Here is a 15,558-nt window from a genome sequence, read left to right as displayed (position 1 = left end):
CGGATAAAACCCATGAGCAATATGCGTGCGGCGGCGATGACGTCCAAGGCTTGGCCCTTTGAAGAAGCGCGCAGGCTGCTCAAACGCATCGAAGTATCGGGCAAGGACCATGTGTTGTTTGAAACGGGCTATGGCCCGTCGGGTCTGCCCCATATCGGCACATTCGGTGAAGTCAGCCGCACGACAATGGTGCGCCGCGCGTTTGAGGTGATTTCAGATATCCCGACAAGGTTGATCTGTTTTTCGGATGATCTGGACGGCATGCGCAAAGTGCCAAGCAATGTGCCCAATCCGGAACGTCTTGAGCAATATATGCAGTTGCCGCTGACATCGGTGCCGGACCCGTTTGGCGAGTTTGAGAGCTTTGGCCATCATAACAACGCTATGCTGCGCCGGTTCCTGGACACATTCGGGTTTGAGTATGAGTTCATTTCGGGCAAGGAATACTACGAATCCGGCGCGTTTGATGAAATTTTGCTGCGTGCAGTTGAACGCTACGATGACGTCATGGCGGTGATGTTAAAATCGCTGCGTGAAGAACGCCGCGAGACCTATTCGATTTTCCTGCCAATGCACCCTGAAACGGGTCGCGTGATGTATGTGCCGATGAAGCATGTGGACGCCAAAGCGGGCACTGTGACGTTTGACGACGAGACCGGCAAGGAGTGGACCGTGCCGGTGACGGGAGGCCGCGTAAAGCTGCAATGGAAGCCAGATTTTGGCGCGCGCTGGGCCGCGCTTGGCGTTGATTTTGAAATGTATGGCAAAGACCATTCTACCAACACGCCGATCTACGACCGCATTTGCGAAATTCTTGGCGGCAAAAAACCAGAGCATTTCAGCTATGAATTGTTCCTTGATGACCAAGGCCACAAGATTTCCAAGACGTCTGGCAATGGCGTGTCGATTGATGATTGGCTGACCTATGCAAGCACGGAAAGCCTGTCGTATTTCATGTACCTCAAGCCAAAGACCGCCAAGCGGATGCATTTTGATGTGATTCCCAAGGCGGTTGATGAATATCACCAGCAGTTGCGGGCCTATCCAACGCAGGACGACACGCAAAAGCTGAACAATCCTGTGTTCCACATCCACGGTGCGGATGTGCCTGTGTCGACGATGGTTGTGCCGTTTGCGATGCTGTTGAACCTCGCGTCCGTTTCGCAGGCGAGCGATAAGGACAAGTTGTGGGGCTTTATCCAGCGCTATGCGCCCGACGCGTCGGCTGAGGCGAACCCTGATCTGGACGCGGCGGCAGGGTTTGCTGTGCGGTATTACAAAGACTTCGTTGAACCGCAAAAAGTGTTCCGTTTGGCGGATGAGCAAGAACGCGCAGCGCTTGAAGCGCTTGTTGTGTCGCTCAAATCGGACGAGGCGGCGTTGGCTGTGATTGCGCAAAAAAATGCGCAAGAGGGCAAGGACGTCGCGTTGCCTGAGGTGAATTGGTCAGATGACGAATTCCTGCAATCCATCGTGTTCGCGGTGGGCAAGGTGCATGGGTTTGATCCGCTGCGGGCGTGGTTCTCATGCCTGTACGAAGTTCTGCTTGGCGCAAAGCAAGGGCCACGTTTTGGTGGGTTCATCGCGCTCTATGGTGTGGAAGAATCCATTGCGTTGATCGAGGCAGGCTTGGCGGGCGACCTGATAAAACCGACGGCGTGATTTGACACCGACCCCTTGTGGCCTACTGTTAAGGCATAGCCACAAGGGATTTTACCATGTTTCGAACTGTTAAGATTGTTGCAGCACTTGTCGTTCTTGGAACCGCCGCGCAGGCGCAAGATGCCACTATTGAGGATGTCATAACCGATCAATTGCAGGCTTTTGTTGATCGCGACATTGCAGGTGCGTGGGAACATGCCAGCCCGATGATCCAAGGCATGTTCGGCACGCCTGAAAATTTTGGCATGATGGTGCGCAATGGCTATCCGATGGTTTGGGACAATTCTGATGTGCGGTTTCTGGATCGCACGGAATTCCAAAGCTGGACCCGCCAAGAGGTCCAGATTCAAGGTCCGCAGGGCTTGTTTTATATCCTTGATTATCAAATGATTGAAACAACAGACGGCTGGTGGATCAATTCTGTTCAGGTGATCCCGACACCGGATGTTTTTTCCTAATCTGCTGCCGCATCTGTTGCGCTGCGGGCGACCCTATCGTCACGGTGCTGTCAGACGTCATTTACCCCAAACATTTACCTCTTTGAGCCGGTGATCCGTGCGCCCATGTGCGCCACAGTTCTGGATTTTGATGGGGCAGGGCTGTCTGCCTCCTATGAGGGGTTTTCATATGAACAAGGTAATTACCGACGGATTGGTGCTGACACCGCCACCTTTCGCGGATGGTCTGGATGTCTGGTCAAGCGGCGATGGCACGCCGGGGTCTGACACCTACGACGGTTCTGGCAACGGGACATTTGTGCCAGCAGATCAGGACTTTTTCGGTTGCCTTGAGATTGTGAAAACCCAAAGCGTGACGAAGCTGCGCTATATGGGTGAAACCCCGCTTTTGCCGGGCTGTTATCTGCGGGTGACGGCGCGGGTTAAATGCGTGGCGGGGGCACTGCCTGATGTGCGCATCGCGGCATGGGCTGGCACAGCGGGCGGCGCGCAGCTGAACGGCGTGATCGAAGTCGGGCCAAGCTTGTCGATCAACGGCTACGGCGATGTGATTGAGGTGTCGGCGATCATCGGCACAGGCCAGCGCAACGGCGTGGATATGGTTTGGGCGAATGCCAGCTATGGTCACATCGGGCTTGATTTGACCGGACCCAACGGCGGCGTCGTGCGGGTGGATGATTTCTCAATCGAAGACGTCACAGGTGCGTTTCTGCGCGACATGCTTGGCATTGTGGACGTGCGCGATTACGGCGCGATTGGTGACGGTGTCACAGACGATTCCGCAGCGTTTGAGCGGGCAGACAACGACGCCGACGGACGTGAGGTGTTGGTCACTGCGGGCACCTATTTTCTGGGCGGATCTGTCACGTTTCAAAGCCAAGTGCGGTTTGAGGGCACAGTGACGATGGGCGCAGAACACCGCCTGATCTTTCAGAAGAATTTCGACTTCCCCACCTATGTGGATGCCTTTGGCGACGAGGAGTTGGCGTTCAAAAAGGCGTTTCAGGCCCTGCTGAACTTTTCGGATCATGAATCGCTGGACCTTGGCGGGCGGCGCATTTCGCTGTCCGGTCCGGTCCGATTGATATGAGGGAGGCCGTGAACAATCGCACCAGTTTTGAGACACGTCGCGCCATTCGCAACGGTCAGTTGCAACCCATTGCCGGTCCTGCGTGGGATGACGATGTTGTTGTTGCGCAGGCGACGTACGATGCCGCAAGTTCTGTGCGCCTTAGCAATGTTGCCAATATTGCGGCTATTCAGGTGGGATCACTGGTGACAGGCAACGGCGTAGGGCGTGAAGTCTACGTGCGCAGTGTCGATATTGCTGCGTCCCAGATCACGCTCAGCCAGCAGTTGTTTGACGCCGAAGGCACCCAGCAGTTCACCTTTACGCGGTTTAAATACCTTATGGATTTCAGTGGGTTTGATAAGATGTCCGACCTTGTGTTGGACCAGTTGGAATTGCGCTGTGATGGTGTTTGCAGTGCGATTTTGCTGGCTCCACAGGGGCTATTGTTCCAAATCCATGATTGCCAATTCATCCGCCCCAAAGATCGCGGCGTGTCGTCGCCCGGGGATGGCTGTCAGGGCATGGTCATTGACCGCTGTAATTTCGAATCTGATGAATCCGATATCCCGACGCAATTGCGCAAATCCATGTGTTACAATTCCAACGCGAACGATGTGAAAATCCGCAACAATCGCGCTGCGCGGTTCCGCCATTTCGGGGTGATGAATGGTGGCCAAAGCATTATCGCGAACAATCACTGGTTTAACGGCGACGATCAGGCGTCCGGTGTGCGTTTGGGCGGGTTGATCCTGACCAAGCCGAATTGCGCCACCACGGTGACGGGCAATTACATCGACAATAATTTCATCGAATGGACGGACGAACATGACGCGACACCGGATGTGTCGGGCTATTCGTTTGGCGGGTTGTCGATCACGGGGAACGTGTTCCTCGCGATTGATGTGCAGGCGTCCTTTCGCTGGATCGTGATCAAACCTTATGGCGTGGGGCATTATATCAATGGGTTGAATGTGCAGGGCAATATTTTCCGCACGTTCAGCGGCACTATTGAACGGGTTGAAATGATCGACACAACCTATGCCGATCTGGATCAAAGCCGGATGCGTAACATCATCTTTGAGGGCAATGCGTTCAACGGCGTGAGCAATCCGACGCGCAATCCGCACATTGATGTCCATGTCCAAAGTTCGCCCGATCAGACGTGGACCGTGGACACACAAAACTATCTGCCGTTCGATGGGCATGCGCGCACGATTGACGCACTTGTGCCGATCTTTGCTGTGCGAAACGCCGCAAGGGATGCTGTGTTCGCCAACCCCTACGTCAGCCCGCGTCAAGGCGCGAATGATGATGAATTTCGTGTCCTTTGGCCGGAACCTGTAACGGGGCAAGTGCGATTTTCGGTGCGGATGGACAATCCAGCTTAGCGGGGTCTGTGCCAGCTGAGATGAGGGGGGGGTGCCTTCGGGTGCCCCTTTTCATCTGAGTGAACTTGACTTGCGGGGGCAATCGCGCCCTACTCAGTCCGTAATGAGGGAGTTTATTATGAGAAAATTTGCTTTAGCCGTGATGATGAGCGCGCCCCTACTGATGAGTTCACCGGCACTGGCAGAAAGTCTTGTGGGGCGCTACGTCGCCTATATCGGGCAGGATGATTTGTACAATTCAAACGGCGTGCGCCTGACGGAGCCTTGGCAGGTGTTGCGCCAAGATCGAGCGAATTACCACCGCTTTGGCGTGTCGCAACCGGGTGATGAATGGGACGGTTTTTTCGGATCCATCGACAATCGCGCGATCATGGAACGCATGGTGATGAACGGCCGCATAGATCCAGGCGCGGCGCGCAATTTGGTAAATGGTGGCGCGATGGTTGTGGTTCGCATCTATGGCACCGGATCAACGGGCAATCGTGTCGAGGTTGATGTGGTCCGCTAGGTTCTAAGCCTGATCGCATAGGCGATATATGCAGGAATTTCGCGCAACGCCGATTTGGTTTGCGGCCAGAATTTGGCCCCGCGCAACGACGGCGAACTGCTTGTTGCATGCAACCCCGCACGTCGCGCGATCAGTTTTGCGCGTGGGGCATGGTACCAATCGGTGATGATCACGACCTCGATGATTGCGACGTCGGTTTCATGGATGAGATCCCGTGCAAAGCGGATGTTTTCGCCCGTTGTCGTCGAGTGATCTTCCAGTACCATGGCATCCATCGGAACACCTGCGCCCAGCAGAATGTCCTGCATAACAGCCGCTTCGCTTGGTGGGTGTTGCCCGACGCCACCACACAGCACCAGCGACGTGATATGCCCGCTTTGATAAAGGGCCGCCGCATGCAACGTGCGGCGCCGCAATGTCGGTGACGGACCTTCGCGCCAAACAGCTGCACCGAGGATGATGCCAATCGCCAAAGCGTGGTCCTTTCACGGTGTGGGGAGGGGCATACTACACGACAGTAGGGTGGTTGAGGGTGCCAGAAGGTGATTTAGGAGCGGACTCTTATCGCTAAAAAAGGTTCCACTGATGATCACGAAAGCCCTGACGACCCGCAAGAAGAGGTTATCCCCCCATTTAGAGTTGAGCAACAGTCGCCTTGAAACGATGTGCCTCTTGATCATGGGAATGGTGAATGCCCGGACGGTAAATTTGAGCCATCTGGCCTGTGAGTTTCCTACCGATAGCAAGGTTGAAAGCACCTACCGTCGCCTACAACGCTTTTTTCCAGCATGTTGATCTTGGCTCGGATTGGGCGGCCCCCTTGCTTGTTAAAATGATTGGTTCTGGCCCCACCTGGCATTTATGCTTGGACCGAACAAATTGGAAAATTGGCTAACGCCATGTCAACTTCTTGGTCTTAGCCATTGTCACACGCCGCCACCGTATTCCGTTGATGTGGAGCGTTTTGGGGCGTGCAGGGAACAGCGATACTGCTCAGCGCATTGCCTTGATGAAACGTTATCTGTCGGTGTTTGAGGTCTCCACCATCAAGTTCTTGTTAGCGGACCGGGAATTCATTGGAGCACAATGGTTGGATTTTCTTCATAAAAACAACGTCCCATTTGTCATCCGTATCAAAGCAAACCAACTTGTGACCACACAGGACGGGAAAACGCAAAATCTAAGCACCTTGTTGCGCACCTGTCGCGGTAAGCGCAACTTTGATGCCCGATTTGGAGGCAACAATTTGGGGGAGGCCACGTGGTTTAGCTTTGCTGCAAAGCGCATCAAGGGGGGTGAGCTTTTGATCGTCGTCTCTAACCGGCCCGCACATCGGGCCCTCGCCACCTACAAGAAAAGATGGGCCATTGAGAGCCTCTTTGGCGACACAAAGACACGCGGCTTCAATCTTGAAGACACACGACTGACCATCTCCAAAAAACTTGAGCTTCTTTTAGGTCTCGTTGCGCTCGCGGTTGCATGGGCATCTAAAACCGCCACAAAGCTTATTGGAGGCGGGAAAATGAAGCGGAAAAAACACGGATATTTTGCAAAGTCATTCTTTCGAATTGGCTTCGATCAGCTCCGTAAACTGCTCAGGTCAGACCCAAACGCCGCTGTCTCACCGTGGCTACTAATTCCACCCATAATCACAAGAGTCGTGTAGTATGGGGGAGGAGTTTAACCCTGTGTGGTCCAACATATATAATGCGTCAAACCATAGGAGCGTACAATGACACAGACCCCATCTGACCTCGTTGCCAATGCAGGCATTGCGACCATTTCCATTGACGACGCTAAGGCGTTGCACGGGCAGGACGGCGTTGTGTTTTTAGACGTGCGCGAACCTGCTGAGCTTGCGGGCGGCAAGGTTGCCGGCGCCGTGGCGATCCCGCGCGGGGTTTTGGAATGGCAGACCGAAGCGCTGGAGGGGGCAAAGACCGTCGTGGTCTATTGCGCCGCAGGCGGGCGGGCAGCACTCGCGGGTGCCACGTTGAAATCGCTAGGGTTCGCGGATGTGCGGAACGCAGGCGGGTTCAAGGATTGGGTTGAGGCTGGGGGTAAGGTGGAGTGATGTCTGCGGGCCTTATCCGCGGATAAGATGTTGTTAATGAATGGTTAATTATCAGCTTAAGAACTGAGGCCCTTTATTGACTGAAATTCCCAAACCCAACAAGATCTAAACTCGGATGGGGCCTCTTCAAGGTCGCATCCATTGTAGTCTCGAACGGGTTCGGGCAGTGCGGTTCCGAATCTGGCATTGAAATTTACTTCTTCAAATGGAACTGCCCAAGTATGTGCTGTGGCTAGATGCTCCGTAATTTCCCCGTCCTCGTCATATGCGACAAAGCTAACGGCAACCCATGTAATGATGTAGTCAGCGGTCTGGCTTGTTAATGTGCCGGAAAAATTACTATTAATTTCAGATCGTGTGTTTGCTGAACCGCGTCCACTTAGATCAGCTCTGAATATTGAGATGTCTTCTTCATGTTTTGCAATGCAGAATATTTGCAGCTGTTCATCGGTAAAAAGCGGTGAAGCATAAATTTCGACACAGCTGTGTGCGCCCGCGACAGAACCTCTAACCAAATACTCGTAAGTGTTCTCAGAGAATTTGAATGCCATAAAAAAAGAGTGGCAAAAGTAAACGAGAAAATTGTAGCTATACTCCTGCGCCTGAATTGACCTGACGATTTTGGGCCTGCGATTCACTTCGTCGCATGGCCAAAGGCGGTTCAGTCTGTATTTTGAGTTTATGAGCAAGCAATACAAAACAGTCTCCTTATCCGACGAGCAGCGCATAGCACTTGAAGCGCTTTGCCGCCGCCGCAAAGTTGACGCCCTTGTTTGGAAACGGGCGCGCGCGTTTCTTCTTTTGGACGCAGGAGAAGACGCCGGAACGGTTTGCCGGATTTTGGATATTGGCCCGACAGTTTTGACGGAGTGGCGATTTGCCTTTGCCGGTGCGGGACTATCGTTTTTCGGTCTGAAGGACTACAGCCAGCGTCAGGGTCATTTGTCCGTCGTGCAAGAGCAGGCGGTGAGAGCCCATTTCACTGCGCAGCCTGCCCGCAATGCTGATGAGGTCTGTGCCTATGTTCTAGCCGAGTGCGACCAAAACTACAGCACGTCGGGAGCCGCCAAGCTGATGCGCCGCCTGGGGTTCGCGTATAAGAAACCACAATTGCTGCCTGCACAGGGAGCTATGACTGAATCTGGTGTTTGAGTGGTTTGAAGGTTGGCGGCGTATCTGGTTGAATTGTTGTTGGAAGACAGCAGCCCAACCAAAGGAGATACACCACCATGGGAACTACTAACATTGTTGATTTTGCGCGTCGAGACGAGATGACGGACGCGTTGACGGAGTTGCTGAAAACGGGAGCACAACAATTGATCGCGACAGCAGTTGAGGCTGAGCTTGTCAGTTATTTGGCGCAATTTACCGGCTTACGCACCGATGCCGGTCACGCGGCAGTCGTGCGTAATGGACATCATCCGGCCCGCCCGTTTCAAACGGGCATTGGCCCTGTGAGCGTGCGCATTCCAAAGGTTCGGTCCAAGGACGGCACACCGGTGACATTCCGGTCTGCCCTGGTGCCGCCCTATGTGCGCCGCACGAAGACGCTGGAAGCGGCCTTGCCATGGCTTTACCTCAAAGGGATCTCCAGCGGCGAGATGGCTCCCGCCCTCAAGGTTCTTCTGGGCCCAGATGCCGTTGGCTTGTCGGCTAATACGGTTTCGCGTTTAAAACGCGATTGGGCCAATGAATACGAGGCTTGGAAAGGCGCTGAGTTAGATGACGAGCCCATCGTCTATATCTGGGCCGACGGCGTTCACAGCGGCCTTCGGGGCGAGGATGACAAGCTCTGTGCCCTTGTTATTATTGGGGTAACTGCCCGTGGCAAGAAGCGATTTCTGGCAATTGAGGATGGGGTGCGCGAGTCCACGCAGAGCTGGCGCGAGGTTCTGCTTAACCTCAAAAGCCGAGGCATGAATGCGCCCAAACTGGCCATCGGGGACGGTGCCATGGGGTTTTGGGCGGCCATGGACGAAGTCTATCCTGAGACCCGCCATCAACGCTGTTGGCAACACAAAACGATGAACGTGCTCAATTGTTTACCCAAGCTGTCTCAGCCAAAAGCCAAGGCCGCGCTGCACGACATCTGGCAGGCCGAGACCAAAGTCGATGCAGAAAAGGCGTTCGATCTGTTCATCAAAACCTACGAACCCAAATACCCCAAGGCCACACTATGCCTGCAAAAAGATCGTGAGGAACTCATGGCATTCTTCGACTTCCCGGCGCAGCATTGGCAAAGCATCCGCACTAGCAATCCAATTGAATCGGCCTTCGCGACGATCCGGCATCGTACCAAGCGTTCAAAGGGCTGCCTGTCACGCGATGGCATGCTGCACATGATGTTCAAACTGGGGCAATGTGCTGAGCAAAATTGGAGGAAGCTACGCGGCTTTGACTACCTCGCAAAAGTCATCACAGGCGTCACGTTCAAAGACGGAATCGAAACCACAAACCCCGACCAGATCACCGCATGACCAACAATACTCAAACACCAGATTTGACAATAACTCCTGCACAGGCCGATGAAGCCAAGCAGGCTGCGTTTATTGCCAAATATGAGGCCCTGATGAACGGGTTGGCCGCAGATGAGATGGTTGTCTTTTCGGACGCTGTCCACCCCGAACACCAGAGCCGCCCCGCCCATGGTTGGTTCCCCAAGGGACAAAAGACGGCCCTGAAGGCGACATCAGGGCGCAAGCGGCTCAACATTCAGGGCGCGCTTGACCTTGAGACTTTCCAGTTCACCTTTGTGGAAGGCGAGAAGATCAATGCCCAGACAACCCGACAGATGCTGGAAAAGTTGGAACGCAACAACCAAACCAAGACGGCCATCCACGTCTTTGTCGACAATGCCCGCTATCATCATGCCAAGATACTACAGCCATGGCTGGACAGCCCAGAACGTCGGGTGAAGTTGCATTTCTTGCCAGCATATGCCCCGCACCTCAACCCGATCGAGCGTCTTTGGGGTGTTATGCACAAATGGGTCACCCACAATCGGCACTATGCAACGTTCAACCAATTCACAGAGGCCATTTTCGACTTCTTCCGCAAGACCCTGCCAGAAAAATAGCCAGAGTTCCGCGACACCGTCACCGACAACTTCCGCGTCATATCGCTCAAGGAATACAAAGTGATTTGAGGGGAAAACCTCAGGTCAATTCAGGCGCGGGAGTATACCAAAGTAATTTTCTGCATAGCAGTAAGGTCCGATCAAAATAAATCCCAAAGAAAATTATAACCTAAATCAAAGGTTTAGACACCCCTTTTCTTCCTCGGTTTAATCCCACCGCGTTGTCCCGGTTGACCAGCCTTACTCCGCCCTGCCATTTTCTCACTCTCTGCCACGGCTTTATCCACCTGATATTGCCGTGCCATCGGGTCGTCGGACACCGTGAGTTCTACGGTCTCCAAGCGTTTGACCTCGTCACGCAGTCTGGCGGCTTCCTCGAATTCCAAATTCTCGGCGGCTTTGCGCATGTCGGTTCGTAGACCCTGCAACACGGTTTTCAGGTTGGCGCCCGCCAGCGGTGCGTCGATGGTCGCGGTGACGCGGTTCATGTCGACGTCGCCTTTGTACAGACCCGCCAAAATATCATCGACGTTCTTCTTCACCGTTGTCGGGGTGATGCCGTGCTTTTCGTTGTAGGCGATCTGGCGGTCGCGGCGACGGTCGGTTTCGCCGATGGCGCGTTCCATGCTGCCAGTGATCCGGTCCGCATACATGATGACGCGGCCTTCGGCGTTTCGTGCGGCGCGCCCGATGGTCTGGATCAGCGAGGTTTCAGACCGCAAGAAGCCTTCTTTGTCTGCGTCCAGAATCGCGACGAGACCACATTCGGGAATGTCCAAACCTTCGCGCAGCAGGTTGATGCCGATCAGTACATCAAACGCCCCAAGGCGCAGATCGCGCAGGATTTCGATGCGTTCAATCGTGTCGATATCTGAGTGCATATAGCGGACTTTGATGCCGTTTTCGTGCAGATATTCGGTCAGGTCTTCGGCCATGCGTTTGGTCAGTGTCGTGACCAAGGTGCGGAACCCTTTGGCGGACACACGGCGGATTTCGTCCATGACATCATCGACTTGCGTGTCCACAGGGCGGATTTCAATCATCGGGTCCAGCAGACCGGTCGGGCGGATAATCTGTTCGGTGAACACGCCGCCGGTTTGTTCCATTTCCCACGCGGCGGGGGTCGCGGACACGAACACCGATTGCGGGCGCATGGCGTCCCATTCCTCAAATTTCAGCGGCCGGTTGTCCATGCACGACGGCAGGCGGAACCCGTGTTCGGCCAGCGTCATTTTGCGCCTGAAGTCACCCTTATACATGCCGCCGATCTGGGGCACGGACACGTGGGATTCATCGGCGAACACGATGGCGTTGTCAGGGATAAATTCAAACAATGTGGGCGGCGGCTCACCTGGCATACGCCCTGTCAGGTAGCGCGAATAGTTCTCGATTCCGTTGCACACGCCCGTCGCTTCGAGCATTTCAAGGTCGAAATTGCAGCGCTGCTCAAGGCGCTGGGCTTCGAGCAGTTTGCCTTCGTTGACCAGTTGATCAAGCCGCATTTTCAGTTCTTTTTTGATACCGACAATCGCCTGTTTCATCGTCGGTTTCGGCGTCACGTAGTGGGAGTTGGCGTAGATGCGGACCTTTTCAAAGGTGTCGGTTTTTTCGCCCGTCAGCGGGTCAAATTCTGTGATCGCTTCGAGTTCTTCGCCAAAGAACGACAGTTTCCAGGCGCGATCATCAAGGTGGGCGGGCCAGACCTCAAGGCTGTCGCCGCGCACGCGGAATGTGCCGCGCTGAAAGCCCGCGTCGTTGCGTTTGTAAGCCTGCGCAATGAGGTCGGTCATGATTTGGCGTTGGTTGTATTCCTCACCCGCGTGCAGATCCTGCGTCATCGCGCCGTAGGTTTCGACGCTACCGATACCGTAAATGCACGACACGGACGCCACGATAATCACATCATCACGTTCAAGCAGGGCGCGTGTCGCCGAATGGCGCATCCGATCAATTTGTTCGTTGATCTGGGATTCTTTTTCGATGAATGTGTCGGACCGTGCGACGTAGGCTTCGGGCTGGTAGTAGTCATAGAAGCTGACGAAATATTCCACCGAGGCGTCAGGAAAGAAGCCTTTGAATTCGCCGTATAGCTGTGCGGCGAGGGTTTTGTTTGGCGCAAGGATGATTGCGGGGCGTTGGGTTTTCTCAATCATTTTGGCCATGGTGAAAGTTTTGCCAGTGCCCGTTGCGCCGAGCAGGACTTGGTCGCGTTCACCGTTTCGGATGCCTTCGCACAACTCCTTGATCGCCGTCGGCTGATCGCCGGCGGGCTCAAAATCTGTCTTCAGCACAAACGCCCGCCCGCCTTCCAGTTTTTCGCGGGTTTTCACGTCCGGCGCTGGATTTGCGAGGAATTGTTCAGGGTCTGATTTGTCGGATTTGTCGGTTTGGGCGTAGGGCATGGGTACTCCTGTTAAGGTTCAATGTGACACCGATGCGGGGTTGTTCAAGGGGTATGACGCAGCGGCTGCTGACAGGGGTGTGTCAGCAGGGTGGTCGTGGGGGGTGTGATTGGCCACGCAACCCTTGCGCGGCGCGACGGAATCCCCGATATAACGATCAACCAATAGGAGCCCCCATGCGCGCACGTATTTATCAGCCAGCCCGAACTGCGATGTCGTCGGGCACCGCGAAGACCAAGCATTGGGTTTTGGAATTTGCGCAAGCGTTTGCACGTGAAGTTGATCCGTTGATGGGCTGGACGTCGTCGTCTGATACGCAAACCCAAGTCAAAATGACGTTTGAGACCAAGGACGCGGCGCTAGACTATGCTGCCGCAAACAGCATCGATGCGTCCGTACAAGAGCCCAAGAAGCGGCGCGCCAATATTCGAGTTGGCGGTTATGGTGAGAATTTTGCGACGAACCGTCGCGGTGCGTGGACGCACTAGGCGATGTGAATCGCGATTCAATTACCGCCAAATTGTAGTGAAGATTCGAGCAAATTAAGTTGAATCATATATTTTTTAGGCTCAATTCGCATTAGCTATGCACATGGTCTAACCGGCAGGATACCTGCTGCTGCGGCGAGGACTGCGCGTGGTGTTGGCTGCCTTGGAAGCACTGCGAGATGAAACCATCTGAGATAGCTGTCGAGATACTTGGTGGCGACGCCACGATGGCGACGAAGAAAGGACTTGAGCCGCTCATGGCGGCTGTTGACGGTCTGGATGTGCAGTTCTCCCCGGACGCGCTCGCCAGCGGTTTGGTTGAGCGCCTCATGGCTGATGCCCATCGCGGCGGCGCAGGGCGGATAACTGGTGCAGCCGTCAGTGACCAGCAGGGCGTCCTGGTCAAGAACTGGCTGCAAAACCGCTTGCAAATGAGCGGCAGACACCGCCGGCAATATGGCGCTGACGGTCGCGCCGGAGCGGTCGGCGGCCACCAAAACTGGAACTTGCTCATGCGATACCCCCCGTTTGGACGCCTTGCCGCCGCGCCTGCGGGCCTTGCGATCGAGGTTCCGTTCGCCTTTACGACTGCTCAAGACAAACGTCTCATCGGCCTCGACGATACCGCGCAGTTTGATCGCGCCAGCCGTCACAGCCCGCAGGAAGCGGTGACGCCAGCGAAAAGCCGTGCTGCTGGCCACCCCGCAGCGCGCCGCCGAGGTCTTCACCGTGTCGCCATCGCTTAATGACCCAGCAAATTCTGTCCAGCAATCTTTGTGTCGCAGCCGAGCTAACGGCGTCCCAGTTAGGGCGTTGAAGGTTTTGCTGCAGATCTTGCAAAAATACCGCTTCAGCCCGTTAGAGCGGCCTCGGATCACAGCCCCGCCCGCCGCACAATGCGGACAGTTTCGTGCCGTCCCGATCCGCTCCTCCAACAGTCCGATCACGGCTTCCAGCGACGGCTGACCAGCCAGCAACCGAACCGTTGCAATCCGCTGGTACGAGGACAGATCATCAATCTCAGATAGCCAGGCCAGATAGTCGTGATGGTCCATGCGCGCCTCCTGCGTTCACTTTTTGTTCTATATCATTGGGGAGTGCATAGCTAATGCGAATTGAGCCATTTTTTATGATCTTTGTCGCATGAGAACACCATCTTGAATGTGCGTTCTCATTGGGTGTCATTTCAGGAAATCGGGGTGAGACAACGGGTCAAAGAGTGCATGACGTGCACGGTTTTTGTGGATCATTGCAGACCCACCTTGGTACATCGATGCCGTCGGGCGGCGGTTACATCATCAATGCCCGCCCGCTTGCACATCGACAGATACGATCAATTCGATGCCAATATCGGTGCTGCTTAAGACTTCGACTAAGTCGGCAACTTCGCCCAATAGCAATGTTTCTTTTAGCCCTTCATTGGCCGCATCTGTAAGGCAGGCGTCATTGGCCAGCGTAATGCGCCCCGCGCCCGTTTGTTCCCCAAGGTTTAGCAAGTCCGAAGCAGGCACAAGAATAACGAAAATCAACGCGCCAAGCGCAATCAGAATTTCGCGCCATTTATGTTCAACAAATGTCATCATCGCCAATCTCCTAACATTGCAGGGATGCAAGTGCGTCTGCATCCCCCGCAAACCAATCCAGATCGACGGACCCTGAAATGCCATCGACGGTTCCGTTTTGTTGGTGCTGCCAGAAGTACCAATCCCTGCCCTGTGGTGGCTTTGCTGTGTGGCTGTATTCAGCCAACCAAAGTGGATACTGCCCAAGCCCTGTGCCGAGATACTGCGTATAGAAAGAAGGGCTGGCATAGATCATCGGTGTGCATCCTGTGCTATCTTCGATCATAGACAGGAACGCCTGCACATCGCGCAGGTACTCGGCTTCGTCGCCCGCTTCTGGGGTTCTCTCCAGATCGACGACAGGCGGAAGCATGTTTTCTACATCACCCAATGCAGCCAGAAAGTTTGCGGCTTGCGGGGCCGGTTCATCATTGGGTTCGTAAAAGTGGTAGCCGCCAAACGCGATCCCTGCCTTGGCGCTGGCGGTGCGGTTTGTCTGCCACTTGGGATCGGTGTATGTTATTCTGTCGGTTGCCTTGGCAAAGGCGAAGGCAATTCCGCGCTTTAGGCGCATGCGAAGTTTGCAAAAATTCGCAGCCGTTTACGGCTCAGTCCATGACCATTTCTACGCGGACCGCCATCTCTACAACCGATCAGATTTTGAGCTGAACCGTGCCGCCGCTCTGACCGAGTGGCGCGGCCTCTGAGCAGCCTAAGGCATTGAGATTGTAGAAGAACTGAGACTGGTTCGCATTTGTCTGACAGCACCGTTCTTGCGTGTCTTCATTTTGGATTACTTCTCTCTTCAGGCGATCCACTTTAACAACTGGCCCAAATTTCCGCGACTACATCTTGATTGACCCATGGT

16 protein-coding genes and 3 pseudogenes are annotated in these 15,558 nt (G+C 54.6%); 13 read left to right on the top strand and 6 right to left on the bottom strand.

Annotation, left to right across the window (positions count from 1 at the left end; all coding sequences use genetic code 11):
• The first annotated feature begins 12 nt into the window (after positions 1–12).
• The 5 genes from OA238_RS17070 (at position 13) to OA238_RS17055 (ending at position 5,088) form a co-directional block, all read left to right on the top strand.
• Positions 13–1,662: a lysine--tRNA ligase gene (locus OA238_RS17070; RefSeq protein ID WP_015496128.1), complete on the top strand. Its 1,650-nt coding sequence runs from the start codon at positions 13–15 to the stop codon at positions 1,660–1,662.
• A 56-nt stretch (positions 1,663–1,718) separates the two neighbouring features.
• Positions 1,719–2,120: a DUF4864 domain-containing protein gene (locus OA238_RS17065; protein ID WP_015496127.1), complete on the top strand. Its 402-nt coding sequence runs from the start codon at positions 1,719–1,721 to the stop codon at positions 2,118–2,120.
• A 169-nt stretch (positions 2,121–2,289) separates the two neighbouring features.
• Positions 2,290–3,210, top strand: coding sequence for a glycosyl hydrolase family 28-related protein (locus tag OA238_RS34740; RefSeq protein WP_338042796.1), 921 nt, complete (start codon positions 2,290–2,292; stop codon positions 3,208–3,210).
• 8 nt (positions 3,211–3,218) lie between these two features.
• Positions 3,219–4,580, top strand: coding sequence for a hypothetical protein (locus tag OA238_RS34735; protein WP_338042795.1), 1,362 nt, complete (start codon positions 3,219–3,221; stop codon positions 4,578–4,580).
• Between the two features lie 118 nt (positions 4,581–4,698).
• Positions 4,699–5,088, top strand: a complete 390-nt coding sequence (locus tag OA238_RS17055) for a hypothetical protein (protein ID WP_015496126.1) — start codon at positions 4,699–4,701, stop codon at positions 5,086–5,088.
• Here the strand turns inward: OA238_RS17055 and OA238_RS17050 are convergent.
• Complete coding sequence (locus OA238_RS17050) at positions 5,085–5,561, bottom strand: YdcF family protein (RefSeq protein ID WP_015496125.1); 477 nt, start codon at positions 5,559–5,561, stop codon at positions 5,085–5,087. The two genes, OA238_RS17055 and OA238_RS17050, sit on opposite strands and share 4 nt — an antisense overlap.
• A 112-nt stretch (positions 5,562–5,673) precedes the next feature.
• Between OA238_RS17050 and OA238_RS33945 the strand changes: the two genes are divergently transcribed.
• The 3 genes from OA238_RS33945 to OA238_RS17040 all read left to right on the top strand — a co-directional run bounded on the left by OA238_RS33945 (position 5,674) and on the right by OA238_RS17040 (position 7,162).
• Positions 5,674–5,883 carry a hypothetical protein gene (locus tag OA238_RS33945; protein WP_245581339.1) on the top strand — a complete coding sequence of 70 codons (210 nt, stop codon included), beginning with the start codon at positions 5,674–5,676 and terminating at the stop codon, positions 5,881–5,883.
• Between the two features lie 115 nt (positions 5,884–5,998).
• Complete coding sequence (locus OA238_RS17045) at positions 5,999–6,754, top strand: transposase (RefSeq protein ID WP_245581338.1); 756 nt, start codon at positions 5,999–6,001, stop codon at positions 6,752–6,754.
• Positions 6,755–6,820: 66 nt separating this feature from the next.
• Positions 6,821–7,162 carry a rhodanese-like domain-containing protein gene (locus tag OA238_RS17040; RefSeq protein ID WP_015496124.1) on the top strand — a complete coding sequence of 114 codons (342 nt, stop codon included), beginning with the start codon at positions 6,821–6,823 and terminating at the stop codon, positions 7,160–7,162.
• Positions 7,163–7,218: 56 nt separating this feature from the next.
• Here OA238_RS17040 and OA238_RS17035 read toward each other — a convergent pair whose 3' ends face one another.
• Positions 7,219–7,713, bottom strand: coding sequence for a hypothetical protein (locus tag OA238_RS17035; protein ID WP_144055922.1), 495 nt, complete (start codon positions 7,711–7,713; stop codon positions 7,219–7,221).
• Between the two features lie 130 nt (positions 7,714–7,843).
• Between OA238_RS17035 and OA238_RS17030 the strand changes: the two are divergent.
• From OA238_RS17030 to OA238_RS17020, 3 genes and pseudogenes are all read left to right on the top strand, one after another.
• A pseudogene (locus OA238_RS17030) lies at positions 7,844–8,287 on the top strand (helix-turn-helix domain-containing protein); the annotation flags it as partial.
• Positions 8,288–8,391: 104 nt separating this feature from the next.
• Complete coding sequence (locus OA238_RS17025) at positions 8,392–9,639, top strand: IS256-like element ISOan6 family transposase (protein WP_015494114.1); 1,248 nt, start codon at positions 8,392–8,394, stop codon at positions 9,637–9,639.
• Positions 9,640–9,668: 29 nt separating this feature from the next.
• A pseudogene (locus OA238_RS17020) lies at positions 9,669–10,307 on the top strand (IS630 family transposase); the annotation flags it as partial.
• A gap of 113 nt (positions 10,308–10,420) precedes the next feature.
• Here the strand turns inward: OA238_RS17020 and uvrB are convergent.
• Entirely contained in the window at positions 10,421–12,640 is a 2,220-nt protein-coding gene (uvrB, locus tag OA238_RS17015) for an excinuclease ABC subunit UvrB (protein WP_015496123.1), read from the bottom strand.
• Between the two features lie 176 nt (positions 12,641–12,816).
• On the opposite strand from uvrB, the gene OA238_RS17010 reads away from it, so the two are divergent.
• Positions 12,817–13,128: an ETC complex I subunit gene (locus OA238_RS17010; RefSeq protein WP_015496122.1), complete on the top strand. Its 312-nt coding sequence runs from the start codon at positions 12,817–12,819 to the stop codon at positions 13,126–13,128.
• Positions 13,129–13,223: 95 nt separating this feature from the next.
• On the opposite strand, the gene OA238_RS17005 is transcribed toward OA238_RS17010, so the two are convergent.
• The 3 genes from OA238_RS17005 to OA238_RS29115 form a co-directional block, all read right to left on the bottom strand.
• Positions 13,224–14,183 (bottom strand): IS1595-like element ISOar1 family transposase, encoded by a 960-nt coding sequence (locus OA238_RS17005; protein ID WP_015496121.1) that lies wholly within the window; start codon positions 14,181–14,183, stop codon positions 13,224–13,226.
• A gap of 243 nt (positions 14,184–14,426) precedes the next feature.
• Entirely contained in the window at positions 14,427–14,711 is a 285-nt protein-coding gene (locus tag OA238_RS17000; protein WP_015496120.1) for a hypothetical protein, read from the bottom strand.
• Positions 14,712–14,721: 10 nt separating this feature from the next.
• Positions 14,722–15,264 (bottom strand): glycoside hydrolase family 25 protein, encoded by a 543-nt coding sequence (locus OA238_RS29115; RefSeq protein WP_015496119.1) that lies wholly within the window; start codon positions 15,262–15,264, stop codon positions 14,722–14,724.
• On the opposite strand from OA238_RS29115, the pseudogene OA238_RS34545 reads away from it, so the two are divergent.
• Positions 15,242–15,397 (top strand): annotated as a pseudogene (locus OA238_RS34545) (IS6 family transposase); the annotation flags it as partial. The gene OA238_RS29115 and the pseudogene OA238_RS34545 sit on opposite strands and share 23 nt — an antisense overlap.
• Positions 15,398–15,558 lie beyond the last annotated feature (161 nt).

The organism is Octadecabacter arcticus 238, assembly GCF_000155735.2.
Classification (GTDB): domain Bacteria; phylum Pseudomonadota; class Alphaproteobacteria; order Rhodobacterales; family Rhodobacteraceae; genus Octadecabacter; species Octadecabacter arcticus.
This window is presented reverse-complemented; position numbering and strand designations above follow the sequence as displayed.